Origin of the sequence: Catenulispora subtropica, assembly GCF_039531675.1 — a bacterium.
Lineage (GTDB): Bacteria > Actinomycetota > Actinomycetes > Streptomycetales > Catenulisporaceae > Catenulispora > Catenulispora subtropica.
In genome coordinates, this window is record NZ_BAAAQM010000011.1 from 166,954 (window position 1) to 185,100 (window position 18,147).

The window sequence follows — 18,147 nt, forward strand, 5'->3', positions numbered from 1 at the left end:
GCAACCTCCCATGTTCACCACGAAGATCCGTCGCCGCGGCGGCGCGGCCGGGACGAAGCCCGGCGTCCCGGCCGCGCCGATCGCCGGCCCCGGAGCGGTGGAGGTCACCGCCCGGCACTTGGTCATCGACGACGTGTACGCCGCCAGCTTCGCCGTCACCGGCTACCCGGCCGAAGTCCACGCCGGATGGCTCGAACCCTTGCTGACCTACCCCGGACGCCTGGACGTCGCCCTGCACGTCGACCCGTACGACCCGGTCACCGCCTCCACCAAGCTGCGCCGCCAACGCGCAAGGCTGGAGTCCTCCCGCCGCGCCGATGCCGACCGCGGCCGGCTGGCCGATCCCGAGGCCGACGCCGCCGCCCAGGACGCCGCGGACCTGGCCTACCGCCTGGCGCGCGGGGAGGGAAAGCTGTTCCGGGTCGGGCTGTACCTCACCGTCTACGCCGAGTCCGAGGACGCCCTGACCCGCGAGGTCGCCGCCGTCCGGTCGCTGGCCTCCTCGCTGCTGGTCACCACCGCGCCGGCCACGTTCCGGCAGCTGGCCGGCTGGACCACCTGCCTGCCGCTGGGCATCGACGCGCTCGGCTCGACCCGCACCTTCGACACCGCGGCACTCGCCGCGGCATTCCCGTTCACCTCCCCGGACCTGGCGCCGGCCGACCCGGCCGACACCCGGCCGGCCAGCGGCGTCCTGTACGGGGTGAACGCCGCCAGCTCCGGGCTGGTGTTGTGGGACCGCTGGGCCCAGGACAATCACAACTCGATCACTCTGGCGCGCTCGGGGGCGGGCAAGTCGTACTTCACCAAGCTCGACATCCTGCGCTCGTCGTACACCGGGGTGCAGGTGTTCGTGATCGATCCGGAGAACGAGTACACCCGCCTTGCCACAGCCGTCGGCGGCACGGTGATCGCCCTGGGCAGTGAGGGGGTCCGGCTCAACCCGTTCGACCTGCCCGCGCACGCCGCCAACCCCGCGGCCGGGCCGGCGGCGGGCAACGCCCTGGTTCGGCGCAGCCTGTTCATCCACACCTTCATCGCCGTGCTGCTGGGCTGCGAGCTGTCCGCGGTGCAGCGTGCCAGCCTGGACAAGGCCGTCCTCGCGGCCTACGCGGCGGTCGGCATCAGCCGGGACCCGCGTACCTGGAGCCGGCCGGCGCCGGTGCTGCGGGACCTGATCGAGGCGCTACTCGACCTGGGCACCGAGGCCGGACTGGACTTGGCCGCGCAGCTGGAGCCGTTCACCACCGGGTCGTACTCCGGACTGTTCGACGGCCCGACCACCACCGCCCCGGCCGGGCACCTGGTGTCGTTCTCGCTGCGGGAGCTGCCCGACGAGCTGAAGACCGTCGGCACCCTGCTGGTGCTGGACGCGATCTGGCGTCAGGTCACCTCCCCGGAGCGCCGGCGCCGCCTGGTCGTGGTCGACGAGGCGTGGCTGCTGATGCGCGACCCGGCCGGCGCCACGTTCCTGCTGCGCATGGCCAAGGCCGCGCGCAAGCAGTGGGCTGGCCTGGCTGTGATTACGCAGGACGCCGCCGACGTCCTGGGCTCCGATCTCGGGGCGGCGATCGTCGCCAACTCCGCCACCCAGGTGCTGCTGCGCCAAGCGCCGCAGGCTCTGCCCGCGGTGCGCGCGGCGTTCCGGCTCTCCGACGGCGAGGCCGCCCTGATCGCCTCCGCCCCCGCCGGCCTGGGTCTGCTGGCTGCCGGATCTTCCAGGGTCTCCTTCCAGGTCATCGCCTCCGACGCCGAGCATGTCCTGTGCTCGACGTCACCGGCCGACCTGGCCGACGACGACGGCGACGGCTACTTCGCCGACGAACCCACGCACGCCGAGGCCGAGACCGGCGTGTCCGCCCCCGAAACCGACCTTCTGCCCGACGACCCCGAGGGAGACCTGCTGTGACCGCCGCCCACCTGTTGCTCGATACCGCAGTGCCGGGCGGGCCGACCCCGAGCCCGATACCGACCTCGAGCCCGATACCGACTCCGGGAACGGTGCCGCCGCCGATCCCGGCCCCGCACAGCCCGCTGATCAGCTTCCTGACCCATCCCGGCCCGGCCCTGGCCCGCCTGGGCCACCACCTGACCGCGTGGGCCGGAACCTGGGGCCTTCCCGTCGGCGCGGCGGTGTTCGCGGCGATCGTGCTGACCGTCGTGATCCGTGTCCGGTGGCGGCTGCACCGGCACGCCGCCCTGGCCGACGGAGCCCGCGTGATCACCGTGCTGGCGCCGCCGAAAGTTAGTCAGGCCGCTGCGGAGATGCTGTGGCAGCAGCTGATGGGCCTGCTGCGTCCGGCGTGGAAGCGCCTGGTGTTCGGGCAGCCGCACCTGTCGTTCGAGTACGTGTGGTCGCACACCGGCGTGCAGGTGCGGCTGTGGGTCCCCGGCACCGTCCCGCCCGGGCAGGTCGAGGACGCGATCGCCGCGGCCTGGCCGGGCGTCGGCGTCAGCACCGCCGACGCGACGCAGGCCGCGGCGCTGGTGCTGCCGGCCGCCGCGGTCGCCACCGGCGGCCGGCAGGTCCTGGCCCGGCCCGAGGTGCTGCCGATCCGCACCGACTTCGACATGGACCCGCTGCGCGGATTGCTGGAGACCTGCGGACCGCTGACCGAGGACGAGCACACCGCGGTGCAGGTGCTGGCCCGGCCGGTCACCGGCCGACGCGCGCGCAACGCCGCGAAGGCGGTCACCGCGCTGCGCGACGGCGGCACCGGCGGCGGGCTCGCCTCCAAGGCCCTGGACGCGATCACCCCCGGCGGCACGGCCGGCGCCTCGAGCACGCCGCGCACCGGGACCGCCGGGATGGAGCCGGCCGAGGCCGACCAGTACCGGCAAGCCTCCCGCAAGGCCGCCGGCTCGCTGTGGGAGGTGCGGGTCTTCTACGCCGCCGCCTCCACCAGGGCCGGGGTGAAGCCGAACGACGGGCGGCTGCGCGGGCTGGCCGGGAAGATGGCCTCCACCTTCCCGGTGTTCCGCGCCGCGAACTACTTCGACCGCAAACGCCTGCCCTCCCCGGTGCCGGTGCTCAACGGCCGGCAGTTCGCCGGGCGCGGGCAGCTGCTGTCGGTGCCGGAGCTGGCCGCGCTCGCGCACATCCCCACCGACGCCGTCGCCGCCGGGCTCGAGCGGGCCGGCGCGGCCAGCGTCCCGCCGCCGCCGGGCATCCCGGCCCCCGACCCCAAGGCCGGGATCAAGCCGATCGGGGTGGCCGACAGCGACGCCCGCAAGAAGGTCGGGCTGGCGGTGGCCGACGCCCGGCACCACCTGCACATCATCGGGGCCACCGGCGCCGGCAAGTCCACGCTGATGACCAACCTCGTGCTCGACGACGTCGACAACGGCCGCGGCGTCGTGGTGGTCGACCCCAAGGGCGACATGATCCTGGACATCCTGGCCCGGCTGCCGCGCCGGATCGCCGACCGCACCGTGCTGTTCGACGCCGATTCCGCAGCCTGCCCGCCCCGGCTGAACGTGCTGCAGCCCGAGTCGGCCGCGGACGTGGACGTGGTCGTCGACAACGTCACCGGCATCTTCAAGCGGATCTTCTCCGGCTACTGGGGGCCGCGCACCGACGACCTGTTCCGGCAGGCGTGCCGGACGCTGCTGCACCACGACCGCACCGGTCAGGTGAACCTGCGGCACGTGGCGCTGATCCTCACCAACGCTGACGAGCGCGCCGCCTACACCGCCGCCGGCCGCGCCGCGGACCCGGACCTGCGCGGGTTCTGGGACGAGTTCGACGCGCTGTCCCCGGGCATGCGCTCGTCGATCACCATGCCGCTGATGAACAAGCTGCGGCAGTTCCTGGGCCGCGACATCGTCCGCAACTCGATCGCCGCCGGCCCCAGCACGTTCGACATGGGCGAGGTCCTGGACGGCGGGCTGTGCCTGGTGCGGATCCCCAAGGGCGGGCTGGGGGAGCAGACCGCGCAGCTGCTCGGGTCGCTGGTGGTGGCCAAATGCTGGCAGGCTGCCTCGGCCCGCTCCAGCCTGCCGCAGCACCAGCGGATCGACGCCAGCCTCCTACTGGACGAGTGTCACAACTTCTTGTCACTCCCGTATCCGATGGAGGACATGCTGTCGGAGGCCCGCGGCTATCGACTGTCGCTGACGCTGGCCCACCAGAACCTGGCGCAGCTGCCCCGGGACCTGCGCGAGGGCGTGTCGGCCAACGCCCGCTCCAAGGTGATCTTCAACGTGTCGCCGGAGGACTCCCGGGAGCTGGAGCGGCACACCGCACCCATGCTCGGCGCCTACGACCTGTCGCACCTGGGCAAGTTCCAGGCCGCCGGCCGCCTGGTCGCCGGCTCCGAGGAACGCCCGGCGTTCACGCTGCGCACGATGCCGATGCGCCCGGCGGTCGCCGGCAGGGAGCAGGAGATCCGCGCCGGGGCCACTGCCGCCTTCGGCCGCGTCCCCGGCCCTGAGGTCGAGCAGATCCTCACCGAGATCGACCTGCGCTTCCCACCGGCAGCCGATGCCGCCTGATCGCGCAGTCCCTGCGCCGGGAGCCGCACACGGCTCCCGGCGCCGCCTTCCGACGCACCGGATCCACCCGCCACCGATCGACTTGCGATGACATCGAGGAATCCCCATGCCTGAATCCGACCGCCTCGCGCCGGGCGTCGCCTTCCGCGGCGCCCCGGACTACCGCCGGCCCTTCGACACCGAGGCCGCCCCGGTGCGCCGAGCCCAGATGGCGAAGCTGGTCGCGCACCTGACCCCGCGCGACGCCTGGATCGCCGCGATGGTGCACGAGCACCGGGTGCTGACCACCGCCCAGATCACCGAGCTGGGCTACAACTCGGTGCGCACCGCCCGCCGCCGCCTGGCCGCCCTGACCGAGCTGCGCATGGTGGACCGGTTCCGGCCCCTGGTGGCGCTCGGCGCCGGGACCGCCCCCGAGCACTACGTCCTGGGACCGGCCGGCGCGATGTGGCTGGCCGCGGCCTACGAGGTGTCCGCCAAAGCCTTCGGCTACCACCGCCACCGCGCCCACCTGATCGCCGCCTCCCACCAGCTCGCGCACGCGGTCGGATGCAACCAGGTGTTCACCGACCTCGCGGTCGCAGGCCGCCAGGAGGCCGGGCACGGGCGGCTGGCCGCCTGGTGGTCCGAGCGGCGCTGCATCCGGCTGTTCACCGACGCCGGCGTGCGCCCCGACGGCTACGGCCACCACACCCTGGCACCACACGGTCAGGACCCTGACAGCACGGCCAACGTCCGGTTCTTCCTGGAGTACGACACCGGCACCGAGCCGATCGGGAAAGTCGCCGCCAAACTCGCCGGCTACGCCCGCCTGGCCGCCGCCAGCACCCCCACCCCGGTGCTGTTCCACCTGCCCACCGCGAGCCGCGAAGCGCGGCTGCACGCCGCCCTGGCCGATGCGGCCGGGGTTCCGGTGGCCACCACCACCCCCGAGGCGCGGCTGATCGCCGGCACCGGACCGGCAGGTCCGGTGTGGCTGCCGGTGACCGCCGGCCGCCGCCGCGGCCCGGCCCGGCTGGCACTGGTCGAACTCGACCGGCTCGTCCCCACCCCGCCCCGGCCCCGCCGGGCCGGGGCGTCGACGGTGCCGTCGTGGTGGACCGAGCCCCCGACCCCGCTCCCGCCAACCGCCTGGGCCAGCTGACCCGACCCACTCCCGCCCCAACGAGGAAGGACCCGCATGGGGAGAATCGCCACCGCCGTTGCCGCCGGCCTGCTCGCGCTGATCACGCTGATCGGCGCCGCCGGGGCCGGCGTCGCCTCTGCCCTTGGCCTGGGCTCGGACTCCGGTGCGCCCTCGGACACCGCTCGGGCCCAGGTCCCGCCGATGTTCTATCTCACCGCGATCCGCGCCGCCGCCGAATGCCCAGGTCTGTCCTGGACCGTGCTGGCCGCCGTCGCCAAGGAAGCCACCGACTTCGGCCAGAAGAACGGGCCCGACGGCACCACCGGGCCGATGGGCCTGACCGACACAGAGTTCACCGACCACGCCGCACCGGTCCTGCCCGGCGGCGCCGACCCGGCCTCGGCTGGCGACCTCGTGGACGCGATGTTCGCAGCCTCGCGGCTGCTGTGCGAGCACGGCGCGAAGAACGGCACCGATCTGAAGGCGGCGCTGAAGGCGCTGCGCGACGATGACATGTTCGTCAGCGCCGTGCAGGCCGACGCCGCCACCTACGGCGGAGCCGACACCGGCACAGCCGGAGGCACCGTCACGACCGGCCCGCTGCCCGCGGCCCCAGGACCCGCGCAGGCAGCAGCCATCGCCTTCGCCCAATCCCAGCTCGGCCTTCCCTACGTGTGGGGCGCGGAGAACCCTGGCGTCAGCTTCGACTGCTCGGGCCTGGTCCAAGCCGCCTACAAAGCCGCCGGAATAACCCTCCCGCGCGTGGCCACCGACCAATACAACGCCACCATTCCCATTCCACCGGGAACGCCCCTGCTGCCCGGCGACCTGGTCTATTATGGAACCGCGCCGAACAACCTGGAACACATCGGAATATACATCGGCAACGGTTTGATGATCGACGCGCCGCACACCGGAGCCGTGGTGCGCATAGAACCGTTCAGATATCAGGGAGACAACTACGCAGGGGCCACGCGCGTAGTGCAAAAACCGTGAGAAACGGCGTATTCCTGGGCATATTCACTTCGCCGCCAGGCCGATTTTCTCCGTGCCTCGGAACGAGGCTAGCCGCATTTCTGGCCGCTCGGCAAGACCGCGGCGAGCGAGTCGGCGAAACGCCACAGGACGCCACCCGCCTCGGCCGCGGGCGCCGGCCGGATGAGGAACCGCCCAAGGCTCCGGCGTCGGACACGAGCCCGCCAGCCGAAGCAAGACCAGGCCAGCGGCCACGCCCCAAAGCGAGCCGAACGAAGGCGCCGGACCAGCCGATACAGGGTTTTGTCATACCCCTGTGGCCGTTCGGTGGGCCGTTCCACAGTCCGTTACGGGGCCCGTTCGTCCGAGCCATTCAGCACGGCCACGCCTTTTCCATCCCGACGCAGGTAGAGGCCCTGTTACTAGCCGATCGACGACCAGACTTATATCTACAGCTCCTCGATCATTCCGATTCAACCCCGCGGAACACGGCCCCGCCCCCGTATGCGTGACGTCCGCCCGTCCGTGCGTCTCGTATAAGTGCTCGTGTCGTCCCGTACGCCTCATCCTTCGCCTGTCCCGGACTTCCACCCCTCTGCCGGCCCCTGGCCGGCTCCGGCCGACGTGCCCGGTCACATCGCCCCACGCCCCGGTCCTCACCGCTGCACCAAAGCCCCGAAAGCCCTTAAACGGGCATTTCTGGCATCGGCGCGGTGGGGCGCGACCGGTCGCGCCGGTCACGCGGCCACGGAACGCGCGCCGGGCACGCGGGTGCGGGCACCCGCGCGCGTTCCGCCTACCGCCGCGCGGAACGGCACGTCACCCCCGCCGGAACCGCGCCGGTCACCCGCGCCGGTCACCGGTACGCGCGCGGTTTTCGACACCGACCGCGTCCACCCAGCCCCGGACGGCGAGCCGGGCCGCGACCACGACCGATTCAGAGCCGCACGCGGGAATGAACCTTTGAAAGCGTCGAGGAATCGCAAAACATCGACACATATCAAGCCCCATTTCGACTGGATCGACGGGCGGGAATCGAGCTATATTTTTCATGTGCCCGGGGGAAAGCCCGAAGCGGGAAATGCGAACCGGCCACAAAAGAAAGAACGAAACGCCGCTCGACTTGTTGCAAGCGCCGAGATAGAGTCGTTGCAACGAACCGGGGAAACCCGGAAAGAATCACCCGGAACCATATTCCGGAAACCCTAGTGACATCTCCGCCCGGGCGGAGCCTTGCCAAAAACGGTAAGGAATCCCGGAATGCACATCATCAAAGAAAGGCGAATGGAATGTGTGAGAAGTGCGTCAACGAGAACGCCTGCGACGAGTGCGGCGCGGAGCCCGGCCAGCGGTGCGAGCCCTACTGCACCGGCCCCTACGGCCCCGGCGGACCCCACGAGTTCGACCTCGACGACGCCTCCTGACCTTTCCCGCCCCGCCCCGAAGGACCGCCACCATGGCCAGACCCGACGTCCCGATACCCCGCTCGGCAAAGCTCACCGACACCATCACGGGCACCAACGCCCACGGCGCGCAGGTCACCGTCCAGCGCTACGGACCCCTGGTACGCGGCGGCAAGCCGATCGAATGGATCCGGTGGGAGCGCCGCAACACCGACGGCACCACGCAGCGGTGGGCCGAACAAGTCACCGGCCGCCGCCTGCGCACCATCGACACCGAACTCGACAAGATCGAGGCTGACTTCGCCGCCCTCGCCACCGGCTCGACCCGCACCCGCGCGGCCTGAAACCGACCAGCCCCGCGCGCACCGCACCACCCAACCCCTCACACCCGCCAGCGCTCGCCTCCCGGCGAGGGGCGGAGCCTGCCCGAAAACACCTGAAAGGAGACCCCCTTGTCCGCCACCAAGACCCGCCACACCTGCGGCGGACCGGCCTTCGGCCGACTGATCAAAGGATGCCCGCGCTGCGACGAACTCGCAGGCGGCGCGCCACCGGTGACCTGGAAGAACTCCGCCCGCGACCGGGCACGCCGCGAAGCCGAGGACCGCGCCTGGATCGCCGAGCACTTCGCCTCGGCCCGGCACAACGACCCCGGGCACCGCGACTGGTGCGGCCCGGTCTGCACCTTCGGCGACTGGTAAGCGCCCACCTACTCCGCGCGTCAGCGGTCGAGTCGCCGACGCGCGGGCCACACCCCAGGTGAGCTGAGCTCACCGCCTGCCAAACCCAACCCTTCACCTGAAACCGGAGTACCCCCATGCCTGAAACCACGCCGGCCTGCCCCCTCGCCCTCGCCGAGGACTCCGAGCCGATCATGCCGCCGCCGGTCACCGTGCCGGTCTACGCCGCAGGGCCCGGAATGGCCGACACCGCCCTGATGATCCTGGAGGCCGCCGCCTGGCACCGCTACGAGGACGGCAACTGCAACGTCACCTACCGCTCGCCCGACGGATCGGTGACGGCCGAGTTCGGGCCGGAATCCGAGCGCTACCACCGCCGGGGGCCGCTGTGGGAGGTCAAGTACACCAACCCGGACCCCTACGCCAAGAACAGCAGGTCCTGGACCGCGACTTTCGGCGACGACGTACCGGCCGAGGCGATCGGCGCCTTCCTGGCGACCCTGACCGACCCGGCGGGACTCGAGACCGACCGCTGGAACTGACCCACCGGCGGGGCCGACCGCCCATGCGGCCCCGCCGACCGCCCCCATCACCACGAGCCACGAAAGCACGAGCGCCGCCATGACCACGCCGACCCTCGCCCCGCCGGGCACACCTGCCCCGGCCACACCGACACCCGCCTCCGCACCGACCGGCCCCGCCCTCGGCCCCGCCTCGAGACCGGCGGCCCCGGCCGCCTCGAGCCCGACGCCACCGGCCACTCCCTCCGCGACCGGCGGGAAGGCAGGACCGGGGGAGCTACGCGCCCATGTCGCCGGAATCCTGGCCAACAACCACGGGATCCAGTACTCGGTCGGCGACCTGGCCAAGATCCTGAAGAAGAGCGGCGGGGCGATCGGGAACGCCTGCGACACCCTGGTCCGGCGCGGCGAGGCCGACTCGGCGGGCACCAGCCCTCGCCGGTACACCGCGAACGCGAACACCGCCGCCGCAGCGGCGAAAGCCGTAATCACCGCACCCGGACTCGGACCCGCGCGGCCACGCACCCCCAGACCGGCGTCACCGGCCGCCCCGACGGCGAGCAGCATCGCGCTGAAGGCCGGTCCGCCGGTGAAGGGGCCGGTGACCCGCCCTAACGGGCAGCTGTACTACCCGCGCACCCTGGCCAACGGCCTGAGCGATGTGGAGGCGTTGCGCAGGCTGCGCGCGGCGAACATCCCGGTCCTGCTCTACGGACCTCCGGGCACCGGCAAAACCAGCGTGATCGAGGCCGCCTTCGACGACTTGATCACGGTCGCCGGGGACGGGGACACGACGGTCGCCGACTTCCTCGGCGAGTACACCCAGCGCGAGGACGGCGGGTACGAGTTCGTATACGGGCCGCTGGTGACCGCGATGCGCTAAGGCCGAGCCCTCCTCATCGACGACGCCACCCTGATCAGCCCCAAGGTACTGGCGATGCTCTACCCGGCCATGGACGGCCGACGCCAGATCATCCTCAAGGCGTACAAGGGCGAGGTGATTACCGCCGCCGACGGGTTCTACGTGATCGCAGGCCACAACCCCGGGGTCCACGGCGCGGTACTGACCGAGGCCCTGGCCTCCAGATTCAGCACCCAGATCCACGTCGAAACCGACTACGACCTCTGCAAGAAGCTCGGCATCGACTCCCGCGCCGTCACCTTAGCCCGGAACCTGGCCAACCTGGTGAAGAAGGGCGACCTCGGCTGGGCACCCCAGCTGCGCGAACTGCTCGCTTTCCAGAAGATCGCCGAGGTTCTCGGTGCCGAGGCCGCCTTCGCCAACCTGATCGGCATCGCCCCGCTCGAGGACCGCGACCACGTGGCCGAGCTGGTCGCCCGCACCGCAGGCAAAGAGCTGACGGCCCTGGCGGTCGGCAAGCAGATGCGCTAACCGCGCCCTTTGGCCGACTCCGGCCCATCCCCTCGAAACCGTTCCGCTGCAAGGAGTGCTCGATCCGCAATGCCCGCGCACCGCCACGTACACCACGACGCGACCCGGCTCGCTGCCGACGCCCTGGCCGACGCCATAGCCGAGGCCCGCTGGGACGACGACGGGGGACCGGCCGCCCCGGAAGCCCCGGACGCCGAGCAGCGCCGCGCCGAATGGCTGCGGGTCTCGGCCGAACTCACCGCGAGGTTCCCGGCCCTGTCCGGCCGCCACGATGTGATCGTCACCTGCGAGCCGCGCACCGTCTCCGGCGCGAAGGCCGCCTTCTTCCCCGAGCTGGCCCTCACCGAGATCGACCAGGCCGTGTTCGCGCCCTTCGGCCCCGACAAACTCCGCCCGGCCGACGAAGGCGACGAGGACCGGTACCCGGCCGCCTGGGGAGCCCTGGTCCACGAGGCAGGGCACGCCGCCCACAGCCGGTGGATGCCGCCGGACGACGCCCTCGAGACCGCCGCGAACAGCGCGGCGGAGATCCTCGAGGAATCCCGCACCGAGCGCGCCCACCTGCGCACCCGGCCCGAGGACCGCACCTACCTGCGAGCCTGCGTCACGCGCCTGGTCACCGACGACCTGTCCGGCTCGGACATCGACGGGAAATGGGCCGCCGCGCACGCCGCCGGACTGATCCTGGCCCGCCGCGACGTCGGGATCCTGCTGGACGAGGAAGTCGCACCCCTGGAGTGGAAAGTCGCCGAGATCCTCGGCTGGCACGTGCTCGGCACGCTCACCGAGATCTGGAACGCCGCCTTCGGCTGCGCCGACGACGACGGCCAGTCGATGCTCGCCCTCGGGAAAGCCTGGTGCGACGCCCTCGGGCAGGACCCCGAGCAGCCCGAGCCCAGCAAGGCCGAGCAGCAGGCCGCCGAGCCTGAGGCGAGCACCGGCGAGATCTGGGCCACGGTCGCCGAGGTCGGCGAGCTGATCGCCGCCACCGAGGCGCGGCAGGAGGTCGAGCACGCCGCCGCCGACCGCCGCGACCGGCGCAAAGCGAAAGCCGCCGCCGACCGTGCCGCAGCCGAGTTGGCCAAGAAGGTCTTCGCCCCCGAGGCCGCAGCGATTGTCCCCGACGGCTACGAGCCGCGATGGGCCTCGAACCCGATCACCGGGAGCCGCGACCCGAAACCTGCCGAGCGCAAGCAGGCCGGCAAACTCGCCCGAGCCCTGCGCCAAGCCGCCTACCGCGAGCGCGCCTCGACCTCCGTGACCTCCGCCGCCCCGCCCGGACGCCTGATCATGCGACAGGCATTGGCCCGCGACGCACAGCTAGCGGCCGGAGCCGTACCGACGGCCGAGCCGTGGCGGCATACCAGGAGGCTGACGACGCCCACCCCGCCGCTGCGGGTGGGGATCGCGGTCGACGTCTCCGGATCGATGACAGCCGCTGTCGGGCCGATCGCCTCGGCCACCTGGATCCTCGCGCGCGCCGCCGCCGCGACCGACCCGGACTCGCGGACCGCAACCGTGGCATACGACTCCGGCCTCACTGCGATCAACCGGCCCGGCCGAACCCCGAACCGAGTGGTCAACTTCGCCGCCGAAGGCGGCGAGCAAGCCCTGGCTGAAGCGATCGACGTCCTGAACGTCGGGCTGGAGCTCACCCGCCCCGGGGCAGGCCGGGTGCTGGTCGCCGCCACAGACGGCATGTACACCACCCGCGAAAGGGACGCCGCCGCCGAGCGCATCGCCTACCTCACCTCCACCGGCTGCGCGGTGTTGCAACTGCACGTCGGCGAGTCCGACACCTACGCGCGACTGCCCGGAGCCCAGTTCCTGCGCGTCGCCCGAGCCGCCTTGATCGAGGAGATCGGCAAAGCCGTAGTCGCCGCCGTCGCCGCCACCCACTAACCCGCCACGGCCGGGCGCTCACCGCCCGGCCCCATCTCGAGGAGCACCAATGACGATCAGCATCACGACGAACCCCGACGCACCACTGACGATCCGCGCCCTGGACGCCGCCACCCAGCGCAACCTGGACACCGCAGCGATCGCCACCTGGCGCAACCCGCACTGGGCCCAGCGCGCCGAAGCCTGCGCCACCGCACTGGCGCACCTGCTCGGCGTACCCCGAGGGCAGATCTCGGTGCACCCGGACCTGACACGCGCCTACGGCCACTGGGTCTGGCCCACGCTGACGGTCACCGAGCCCGGCGGCGCGCAACACGAGTTCACCGCCGCCTACAACGACCCCGAGCAGCTGATCATCCTCGGCCGGTGTCCGGACTGCGGCGGCCAGGTCCCGCTGATCCCGCTGCGGCATCTAGCCGACCTCGGCGAGGCGATCAGCGGCACGCCGACCGGCGAACCGGCCCACGAGTTCCACGCCGACCCCGGCCACCACCACCTGTGCCAGCACCACGCCGACCAGCAGTAGCACCCCGACGAACACGGAGAACCCCGATCAACCGTTTCCCAGACCGCCCCGCCCGAGGCCACCGTCGGCCTGGTCGAAGCCCTGACCGCACACGGCTGGACCCACACCGGGCCGATGCGCATTGACCCGCAGTGGCGCTCGGTGTGCCAGACCCTGGCCGACCCCGAGGGCCGCATGAACCTGGATGTCGCCGCGTTCCCGGACGGGAACCTGACCGTCGCCCTGACGGCCGAGGCGCTACGCGGCAGCGACGGCCGCCTGGTGACACCCGCGTGGATGGTGGACCTTTCCGAGTGGCCGCGCGAGGCAGTGCTGGCCTGCACCACCGCGATCACCACCGCCACCGAACCCGCCGCGAGTCTGCCGGACGCCTTGAGACAGGCCGGCTGGCAGCAGCTGCCCGACATCTGCGAGGCCGGCCGCCTGCTCGAGCGCTCCTGGGCGAACCCCGAGCGGACCGCCTCGGTCACCTGGGCCCCGGCCGACGACTTCGACGACGGCGGCTGGGGCGTGATCCGCGAAAACGGCGACGGCCAACGCCGCGAGGCCAACGTCAGCCAGCACGTCCCCGAGCGGATCCTGGCCGCCCTGGCACTGGCCGACTGGCAGACCCCTGATACCGGCGTCAACGGCACGCGGGAGCGAAGCGAGTCATGAGCAGGTCACTGACCAGCTACGTCTACCTCAGCCCCGAGGAAGCATCCGAGTTCTACGAACTGGTGCTCGCGGGTGACGTCGCCGTTCTGACCAGCGACGACGGCCACATCAAGATCCATGTCCAGCTCGGCCACGACGAGGACCCCCTCGTCTCCGAAGAACAGTGAGAGCGCGCCATGTCGACCCACACGACCGCCACCACCGACCACCAGCCGGAGCCAACGGCTGAGCCCGACCTCGCTACCGGCATGGGCTGGTTCGACGTCCCCGTCGAATACCCGAACCGGCCGAAGAACCGCCGCCGGGAGACGCTGCGAATCCTCGCCCTGGACGCCGCCACCGCGCGACGGGAAGCCGGAGACGACGCCTGGGACCGGCTGCAGTCCGAGAACAACGACCTGCGGTTCCCGGTACCCGGCGCGGACTACATCGTCCACACGCCGGTCACTCCGGTCCCGGCCCGCCGCGCCAGCAGCCACCAGGACTGGATCGTGGTGGCCTCCATCAACGACCGCGGCGACTCCCACGGCACGGTCAAGTTCGGCCCGTACCCCTCCAGCACCAGCGCCGAAGCCGACGCGCACTACTGGATCCTGCGGCACCAGAAGCGCCTGGGCTACTCGGCCCCCGACGGCGACATCGTCCCGATCGTGCGCCGCATGACGGCCGCCGAGGCCGCCCACCCGCAATGGCTGACCAGCCCGGAAACCCTCGCCGACCCGCCGCCCCCGCCCGGCCGCTACGCCTCGGCCCCCGCCGTCCCCGCGACGGGCACGCGGTGAACACCGGCACCGCCGGAACCCCGGCCGCCCCCACCGGCAGCACCGCCGCCGACCTGATCGCCTTCTGGGACTGGGCCCTGGCCGCCGGCCAGGTCCGCCTGGACACCGGACGAGGCATCAAGAACGCCTGCGCCCGCATCCTGTCGGCCACCCCGGGCTGGCGCAGCCTCGACATCCACACCCTGGACGTGCAGGAGGCCGTCGCCGCCTACGCCGCAGACAACGTCGGCCTCGTCACCGAGAAGACCCTCGGGATCTACGCCTCCACGTTCCGGCGCGGCCTGCGGCTGTACCGCGACTACCTGGCCGACCCGGACTCCTTCGACCCCGAGCTGCCCAGGCACCGGCCCTGGCCGCACCGCGCCGCCACCGCCCCCGGCGGCACCGGACGCCTGCAGATCCGCCTGGCGCACGGACGCACCGCCGAGCTGACCTACCCGGCCGACCTCACCGCGGCCGACGCCGCCAAAGCCGTCCACACCCTGCGCCACCTGCTGCCCACCCTGCCCGTCGACGCCGACACCGAGGAAGACTCATGAGCCCGGTGATCCTCGGCGACACCACGCCGCTGCCGCCGCCGGGCTGGTCGTTCCGCATCGCCGAGGTCCACCTCCCGCACGGCCGCGCTCCCTGGTTCACCGGCACCTGGCACCGCACCGGCACCCAGCCCGCCGACGACCCCAAATGCGCGCTGTGGCTCACGATCACCCCCGGCCCGCGCCGCACCGTCACCGTCACCCTGGCCGCCGACGACGACAAGGCCCACGGCCGATTCCAGCCGCTCGCCCACGCCGCCGGACTGCCCGAGGACGCCTGGACCGCCGCGATCGCCCCGGCGGTGGCCGCCCACCGCTGGACCCGCCGCGTCCACTACACCCGCGGCAGCAAGACCCCCGACCGGCTGGCCCGCGCCATCCTCGCCCACCTGATCGTCCACCGCTGAGAAAAGAGAACTGAGCTCATGACCGACACCCGCACCGACACCGCGGCGACCAGCGCCACAGTCGACGATCCGGGGCTCGAGGAACCCTCCGCAGCACCGCACGCGGTGATCGCCTGCGACTACCCCGACCACCGCACCTGGGCCGGACGGATCCTGCACCACGCCCCGAGCCCGGCGGCCACCGCCCGCGTGCTGTACGAGCTGCTGCTCACCTACCCGAAGAAGAACCGGCACAGCGCCCCGGCCCTCGACCTGATCGTCCGCCACCCCTCGGGCTGGGCGTATCTGGGCCCTGACCCGGACACCGCGGGACCGGCCGCCGGACAGGTGAAACGCGGGCAGCCCGGGCGGTGCCTGTGCCACCACCCGGACGGCAACCCCACCCAAGTCGTGATCGACGAGGCGCTGGCCGCCTTCGCGCGCCACGAATGGCGCCAGGCCCACAATCCCTTCACCGCGCCCGCCAACGGCCTGCCGCGGCTGATCATGCGGGACGACGCCAAGCGCGATCCCCGCATCGCCTACGTCTTCCACCTCCGCGGACTCCAGCTGAGCGTCCTCGCCCGCGACGGCGGAACCGGAGACTTCATCCGGGCCGGGACCATCGAGATCGTGCCGGGCGTGAACTTCGACGCCCTCGGGCCGGACCTGGACGCCCACGCCGCCGCCATCGCCGCCCGCACACCGACCGACGTGCGCCGCGAACTCATCGCCGGACGCCTGGCCGAGGCCGCCGCCAACCTGGCCGACATCGCCGCCCATCACGAGCTGGTGCAGTACCTGGTCGCCCGCACGATGTCGTTCGATGACCCCGCCCTGAGAGTCGACGCCGAATCGGCCCTGGCACGAGCTGCCGGCATCGGCACCGGCGAGCTGCCGGCCTTCCTGGCCCGAGCCTCCCGCGGCGAGCAGCTGCGGATCCTGCGCCTAGCCGCCCACCAGCTCGCCCCCGGCAACCACCGCGCCCCGGCCACCGATCTCGGAGCCATCGCCGACCGACAGCACGCCGCCCCGGCCGCCGAATAGACGCCGAGCCAACCCACCTGCACCGACCCGACTTCGGATCCAAGGACAGAAATGATCAACAACGGCCGTCGGGCTCCCACCGAGCCCACCCTCGCCGCCTGGTGGCGCTACAAGCGCACCATCGCCAAGCTCCGCTGGCCGGTGCTGCGCGCCGCCTTCGCCCCGGAAGCCGAATACCAGAAGGCACGCCGCACGTACGACGCCGCCTACCGCAAAGCCTTCGGCCACGGTCCGGGCGACGCCGCCGAGCAGAACCCCGGCAGCAGCCAGCCGTGACCCGAAACCCTCCCCCCTCCGTCAAACAAGGAGTCTGATTCACGATGTCCGCCACCGAATACAACCCGCACGCCGACCGGGCGGCCGGGCTGGCCTACACCGCCAGCGGCCTGGCCGCCGCCACCGAACACGTCCACACCATCGCCAGGCTCCTGCACGAAGGGATCAACTCCCTGCGCGACGACCTCGCCGGCGAGGCGCCCACCGTCACCGCCGACGGACGTGAGCCCGGCTTCTTCCGCGTTCACCTCGGCGCCGGGACCGCGATGGACCCCGCCGACCGCGGGAACCTCCACATCCGCATGGCCGCCGTCGCCGCCGGAGGCCCCGAACCCGGCCCGGACCGACTCGCCGCCGAGGCCGAGCACCGGCTGGCCGGGATCATCGCCGACCTGTGGAGCGCCGCCGGAGCGCACGGCGTCGACGTCGGCAAGGTGATCAGCGACAGCATGAAGCTCCTGCACGAGCGCCTGCGCGACGACGCCCCCGACGAGCAGTAGGGCCCGACCGGCCACGCCGGACTCCACCCTCCCGCCAAGCCCTGCAACGACCTCGCGCCGCGCCAGCTGGCGCCCCGAGCCGTGACCGCACCGGCCGCCTGCACGACCAACCCCTTGTGAACGGAGCTATCGATGTCCCCTGCCTTCGACCCGAACGAGCTGCCCTACAGCCTGCACGTCATGTGGCACCTGCGCGGCCAGAGGGCGCCGCGCCCGGGCACCTGCCACGTCATCCCCGGCTACACCACCGACGAGCACCTGCCCGACATGCTCGCCATCCGCTACCTCGGCGGCAAGGGCGACCGCGACGAGATCGTCATCGATCACACCTGCCGGCTCCGCCGCTGGCGGATCACCGCCCGCGACGCGCGCGGCGCGGCCCTCGGCGAGACCGCCACCAACGACGAGCACCTCCTGGCCGCCCTCGCCCACGGACTGCTGGGCGCCCCCACCCCCGCCTCGCCGATCGCTCGCGTCGAGATCCACGACGCCGACACCGACACCACCAGCGTCGTCACCGCCGACCAGCAGCCCGAGCCGCAGCCGTCGAGGCAACCGGCCGAGGCGAAGGTCTACCTACTCACGATCTGCGAACCGGACTGCTACCCCGACGAGTACGAGGTCGGCGGCAAAGTCATCACCGCGGACATCAACCTGAACCACATCTTCGAAGGCGCGAAGACCGCCCGCTCGCCGGAAGAAGCCGAGGAGTTCGTCGGCAACCTGCTGTGGCAGATCGAGGACTTCCCGGTCGAGTTGCGCCTGCGCGCCTACGAGGTCGCCGCCCGCGCGGTCGCCGACTACCCGACCGCGCTGCGCAAGCTCGCCGGCCTGAACCGCCGCGACGCCGACGGCACCGACAACGCCGCCGCGACCGCGCGGCCGGTCAGGGGGCGCCGCGATGTCCGGGCGTAGCCGCCGCACGCGCGGCACCGGCGGCCCG

At 72.3% G+C, this 18,147-nt stretch carries 19 protein-coding genes and 1 pseudogene; all 20 read left to right on the forward strand.

All coding sequences use genetic code 11. The annotated features are described in order from the left end of the window. Positions 1 to 10 precede the first annotated feature (10 nt). The 20 genes and pseudogenes from ABD466_RS12515 to ABD466_RS12610 all read left to right on the forward strand — a co-directional run bounded on the left by ABD466_RS12515 (position 11) and on the right by ABD466_RS12610 (position 18,119). On the forward strand, positions 11 to 1,909 hold the full coding sequence (locus tag ABD466_RS12515; RefSeq protein ID WP_344657155.1) for a VirB4 family type IV secretion system protein: 1,899 nt from the start codon (positions 11 to 13) through the stop codon (positions 1,907 to 1,909). Beyond that, on the forward strand, positions 1,906 to 4,494 hold the full coding sequence (locus ABD466_RS12520; protein ID WP_344657156.1) for a type IV secretory system conjugative DNA transfer family protein: 2,589 nt from the start codon (positions 1,906 to 1,908) through the stop codon (positions 4,492 to 4,494). Before ABD466_RS12515 ends, ABD466_RS12520 begins: the two co-directional genes overlap by 4 nt. 106 nt (positions 4,495 to 4,600) lie before the next feature. Further along, positions 4,601 to 5,638 carry a replication-relaxation family protein gene (locus ABD466_RS12525; RefSeq protein ID WP_344657157.1) on the forward strand — a complete coding sequence of 346 codons (1,038 nt, stop codon included), beginning with the start codon at positions 4,601 to 4,603 and terminating at the stop codon, positions 5,636 to 5,638. Positions 5,639 to 5,674: 36 nt separating this feature from the next. Further along, positions 5,675 to 6,616, forward strand: a complete 942-nt coding sequence (locus ABD466_RS12530; protein ID WP_344657158.1) for a C40 family peptidase — start codon at positions 5,675 to 5,677, stop codon at positions 6,614 to 6,616. A gap of 1,268 nt (positions 6,617 to 7,884) precedes the next feature. Next, positions 7,885 to 8,019 carry a hypothetical protein gene (locus tag ABD466_RS12535; protein ID WP_344657159.1) on the forward strand — a complete coding sequence of 45 codons (135 nt, stop codon included), beginning with the start codon at positions 7,885 to 7,887 and terminating at the stop codon, positions 8,017 to 8,019. Positions 8,020 to 8,051: 32 nt separating this feature from the next. Then, complete coding sequence (locus ABD466_RS12540) at positions 8,052 to 8,342, forward strand: hypothetical protein (RefSeq protein ID WP_344657160.1); 291 nt, start codon at positions 8,052 to 8,054, stop codon at positions 8,340 to 8,342. A 108-nt stretch (positions 8,343 to 8,450) separates the two neighbouring features. Then, positions 8,451 to 8,699 (forward strand): hypothetical protein, encoded by a 249-nt coding sequence (locus ABD466_RS12545; protein ID WP_344657161.1) that lies wholly within the window; start codon positions 8,451 to 8,453, stop codon positions 8,697 to 8,699. 116 nt (positions 8,700 to 8,815) lie between these two features. Beyond that, positions 8,816 to 9,220: an SPDY domain-containing protein gene (locus ABD466_RS12550; protein ID WP_344657162.1), complete on the forward strand. Its 405-nt coding sequence runs from the start codon at positions 8,816 to 8,818 to the stop codon at positions 9,218 to 9,220. A 79-nt stretch (positions 9,221 to 9,299) separates the two neighbouring features. After that, positions 9,300 to 10,592 (forward strand): annotated as a pseudogene (locus ABD466_RS12555) (AAA family ATPase). A gap of 69 nt (positions 10,593 to 10,661) precedes the next feature. Further along, complete coding sequence (locus tag ABD466_RS12560; protein ID WP_344657163.1) at positions 10,662 to 12,494, forward strand: vWA domain-containing protein; 1,833 nt, start codon at positions 10,662 to 10,664, stop codon at positions 12,492 to 12,494. 49 nt (positions 12,495 to 12,543) lie between these two features. Continuing rightward, positions 12,544 to 13,020 carry a hypothetical protein gene (locus ABD466_RS12565; protein WP_344657164.1) on the forward strand — a complete coding sequence of 159 codons (477 nt, stop codon included), beginning with the start codon at positions 12,544 to 12,546 and terminating at the stop codon, positions 13,018 to 13,020. A gap of 114 nt (positions 13,021 to 13,134) precedes the next feature. Further along, a complete protein-coding gene (locus ABD466_RS12570) occupies positions 13,135 to 13,677 on the forward strand; it encodes a hypothetical protein (protein ID WP_344657165.1) in 543 nt (180 codons plus the stop codon). Continuing rightward, positions 13,674 to 13,844: a hypothetical protein gene (locus ABD466_RS12575; protein ID WP_344657166.1), complete on the forward strand. Its 171-nt coding sequence runs from the start codon at positions 13,674 to 13,676 to the stop codon at positions 13,842 to 13,844. Before ABD466_RS12570 ends, ABD466_RS12575 begins: the two co-directional genes overlap by 4 nt. A gap of 9 nt (positions 13,845 to 13,853) precedes the next feature. After that, positions 13,854 to 14,459 (forward strand): hypothetical protein, encoded by a 606-nt coding sequence (locus ABD466_RS12580; RefSeq protein WP_344657167.1) that lies wholly within the window; start codon positions 13,854 to 13,856, stop codon positions 14,457 to 14,459. Beyond that, a complete protein-coding gene (locus ABD466_RS12585; protein WP_344657168.1) occupies positions 14,456 to 14,998 on the forward strand; it encodes a hypothetical protein in 543 nt (180 codons plus the stop codon). Before ABD466_RS12580 ends, ABD466_RS12585 begins: the two co-directional genes overlap by 4 nt. Continuing rightward, positions 14,995 to 15,402, forward strand: coding sequence for a hypothetical protein (locus tag ABD466_RS12590; RefSeq protein ID WP_344657169.1), 408 nt, complete (start codon positions 14,995 to 14,997; stop codon positions 15,400 to 15,402). Before ABD466_RS12585 ends, ABD466_RS12590 begins: the two co-directional genes overlap by 4 nt. Positions 15,403 to 15,420: 18 nt before the next feature. Then, on the forward strand, positions 15,421 to 16,428 hold the full coding sequence (locus ABD466_RS12595) for a hypothetical protein (protein ID WP_344657170.1): 1,008 nt from the start codon (positions 15,421 to 15,423) through the stop codon (positions 16,426 to 16,428). A gap of 51 nt (positions 16,429 to 16,479) precedes the next feature. Then, positions 16,480 to 16,704 carry a hypothetical protein gene (locus tag ABD466_RS12600; protein ID WP_344657171.1) on the forward strand — a complete coding sequence of 75 codons (225 nt, stop codon included), beginning with the start codon at positions 16,480 to 16,482 and terminating at the stop codon, positions 16,702 to 16,704. A gap of 44 nt (positions 16,705 to 16,748) precedes the next feature. After that, the gene (locus tag ABD466_RS12605; protein WP_344657172.1) at positions 16,749 to 17,204 is read left to right on the forward strand and encodes a hypothetical protein; all 456 of its coding nucleotides are present in this window, start codon (positions 16,749 to 16,751) and stop codon (positions 17,202 to 17,204) included. A 132-nt stretch (positions 17,205 to 17,336) separates the two neighbouring features. Continuing rightward, positions 17,337 to 18,119, forward strand: a complete 783-nt coding sequence (locus tag ABD466_RS12610; RefSeq protein WP_344657173.1) for a hypothetical protein — start codon at positions 17,337 to 17,339, stop codon at positions 18,117 to 18,119. The last annotated feature ends 28 nt before the right edge of the window (positions 18,120 to 18,147 follow it).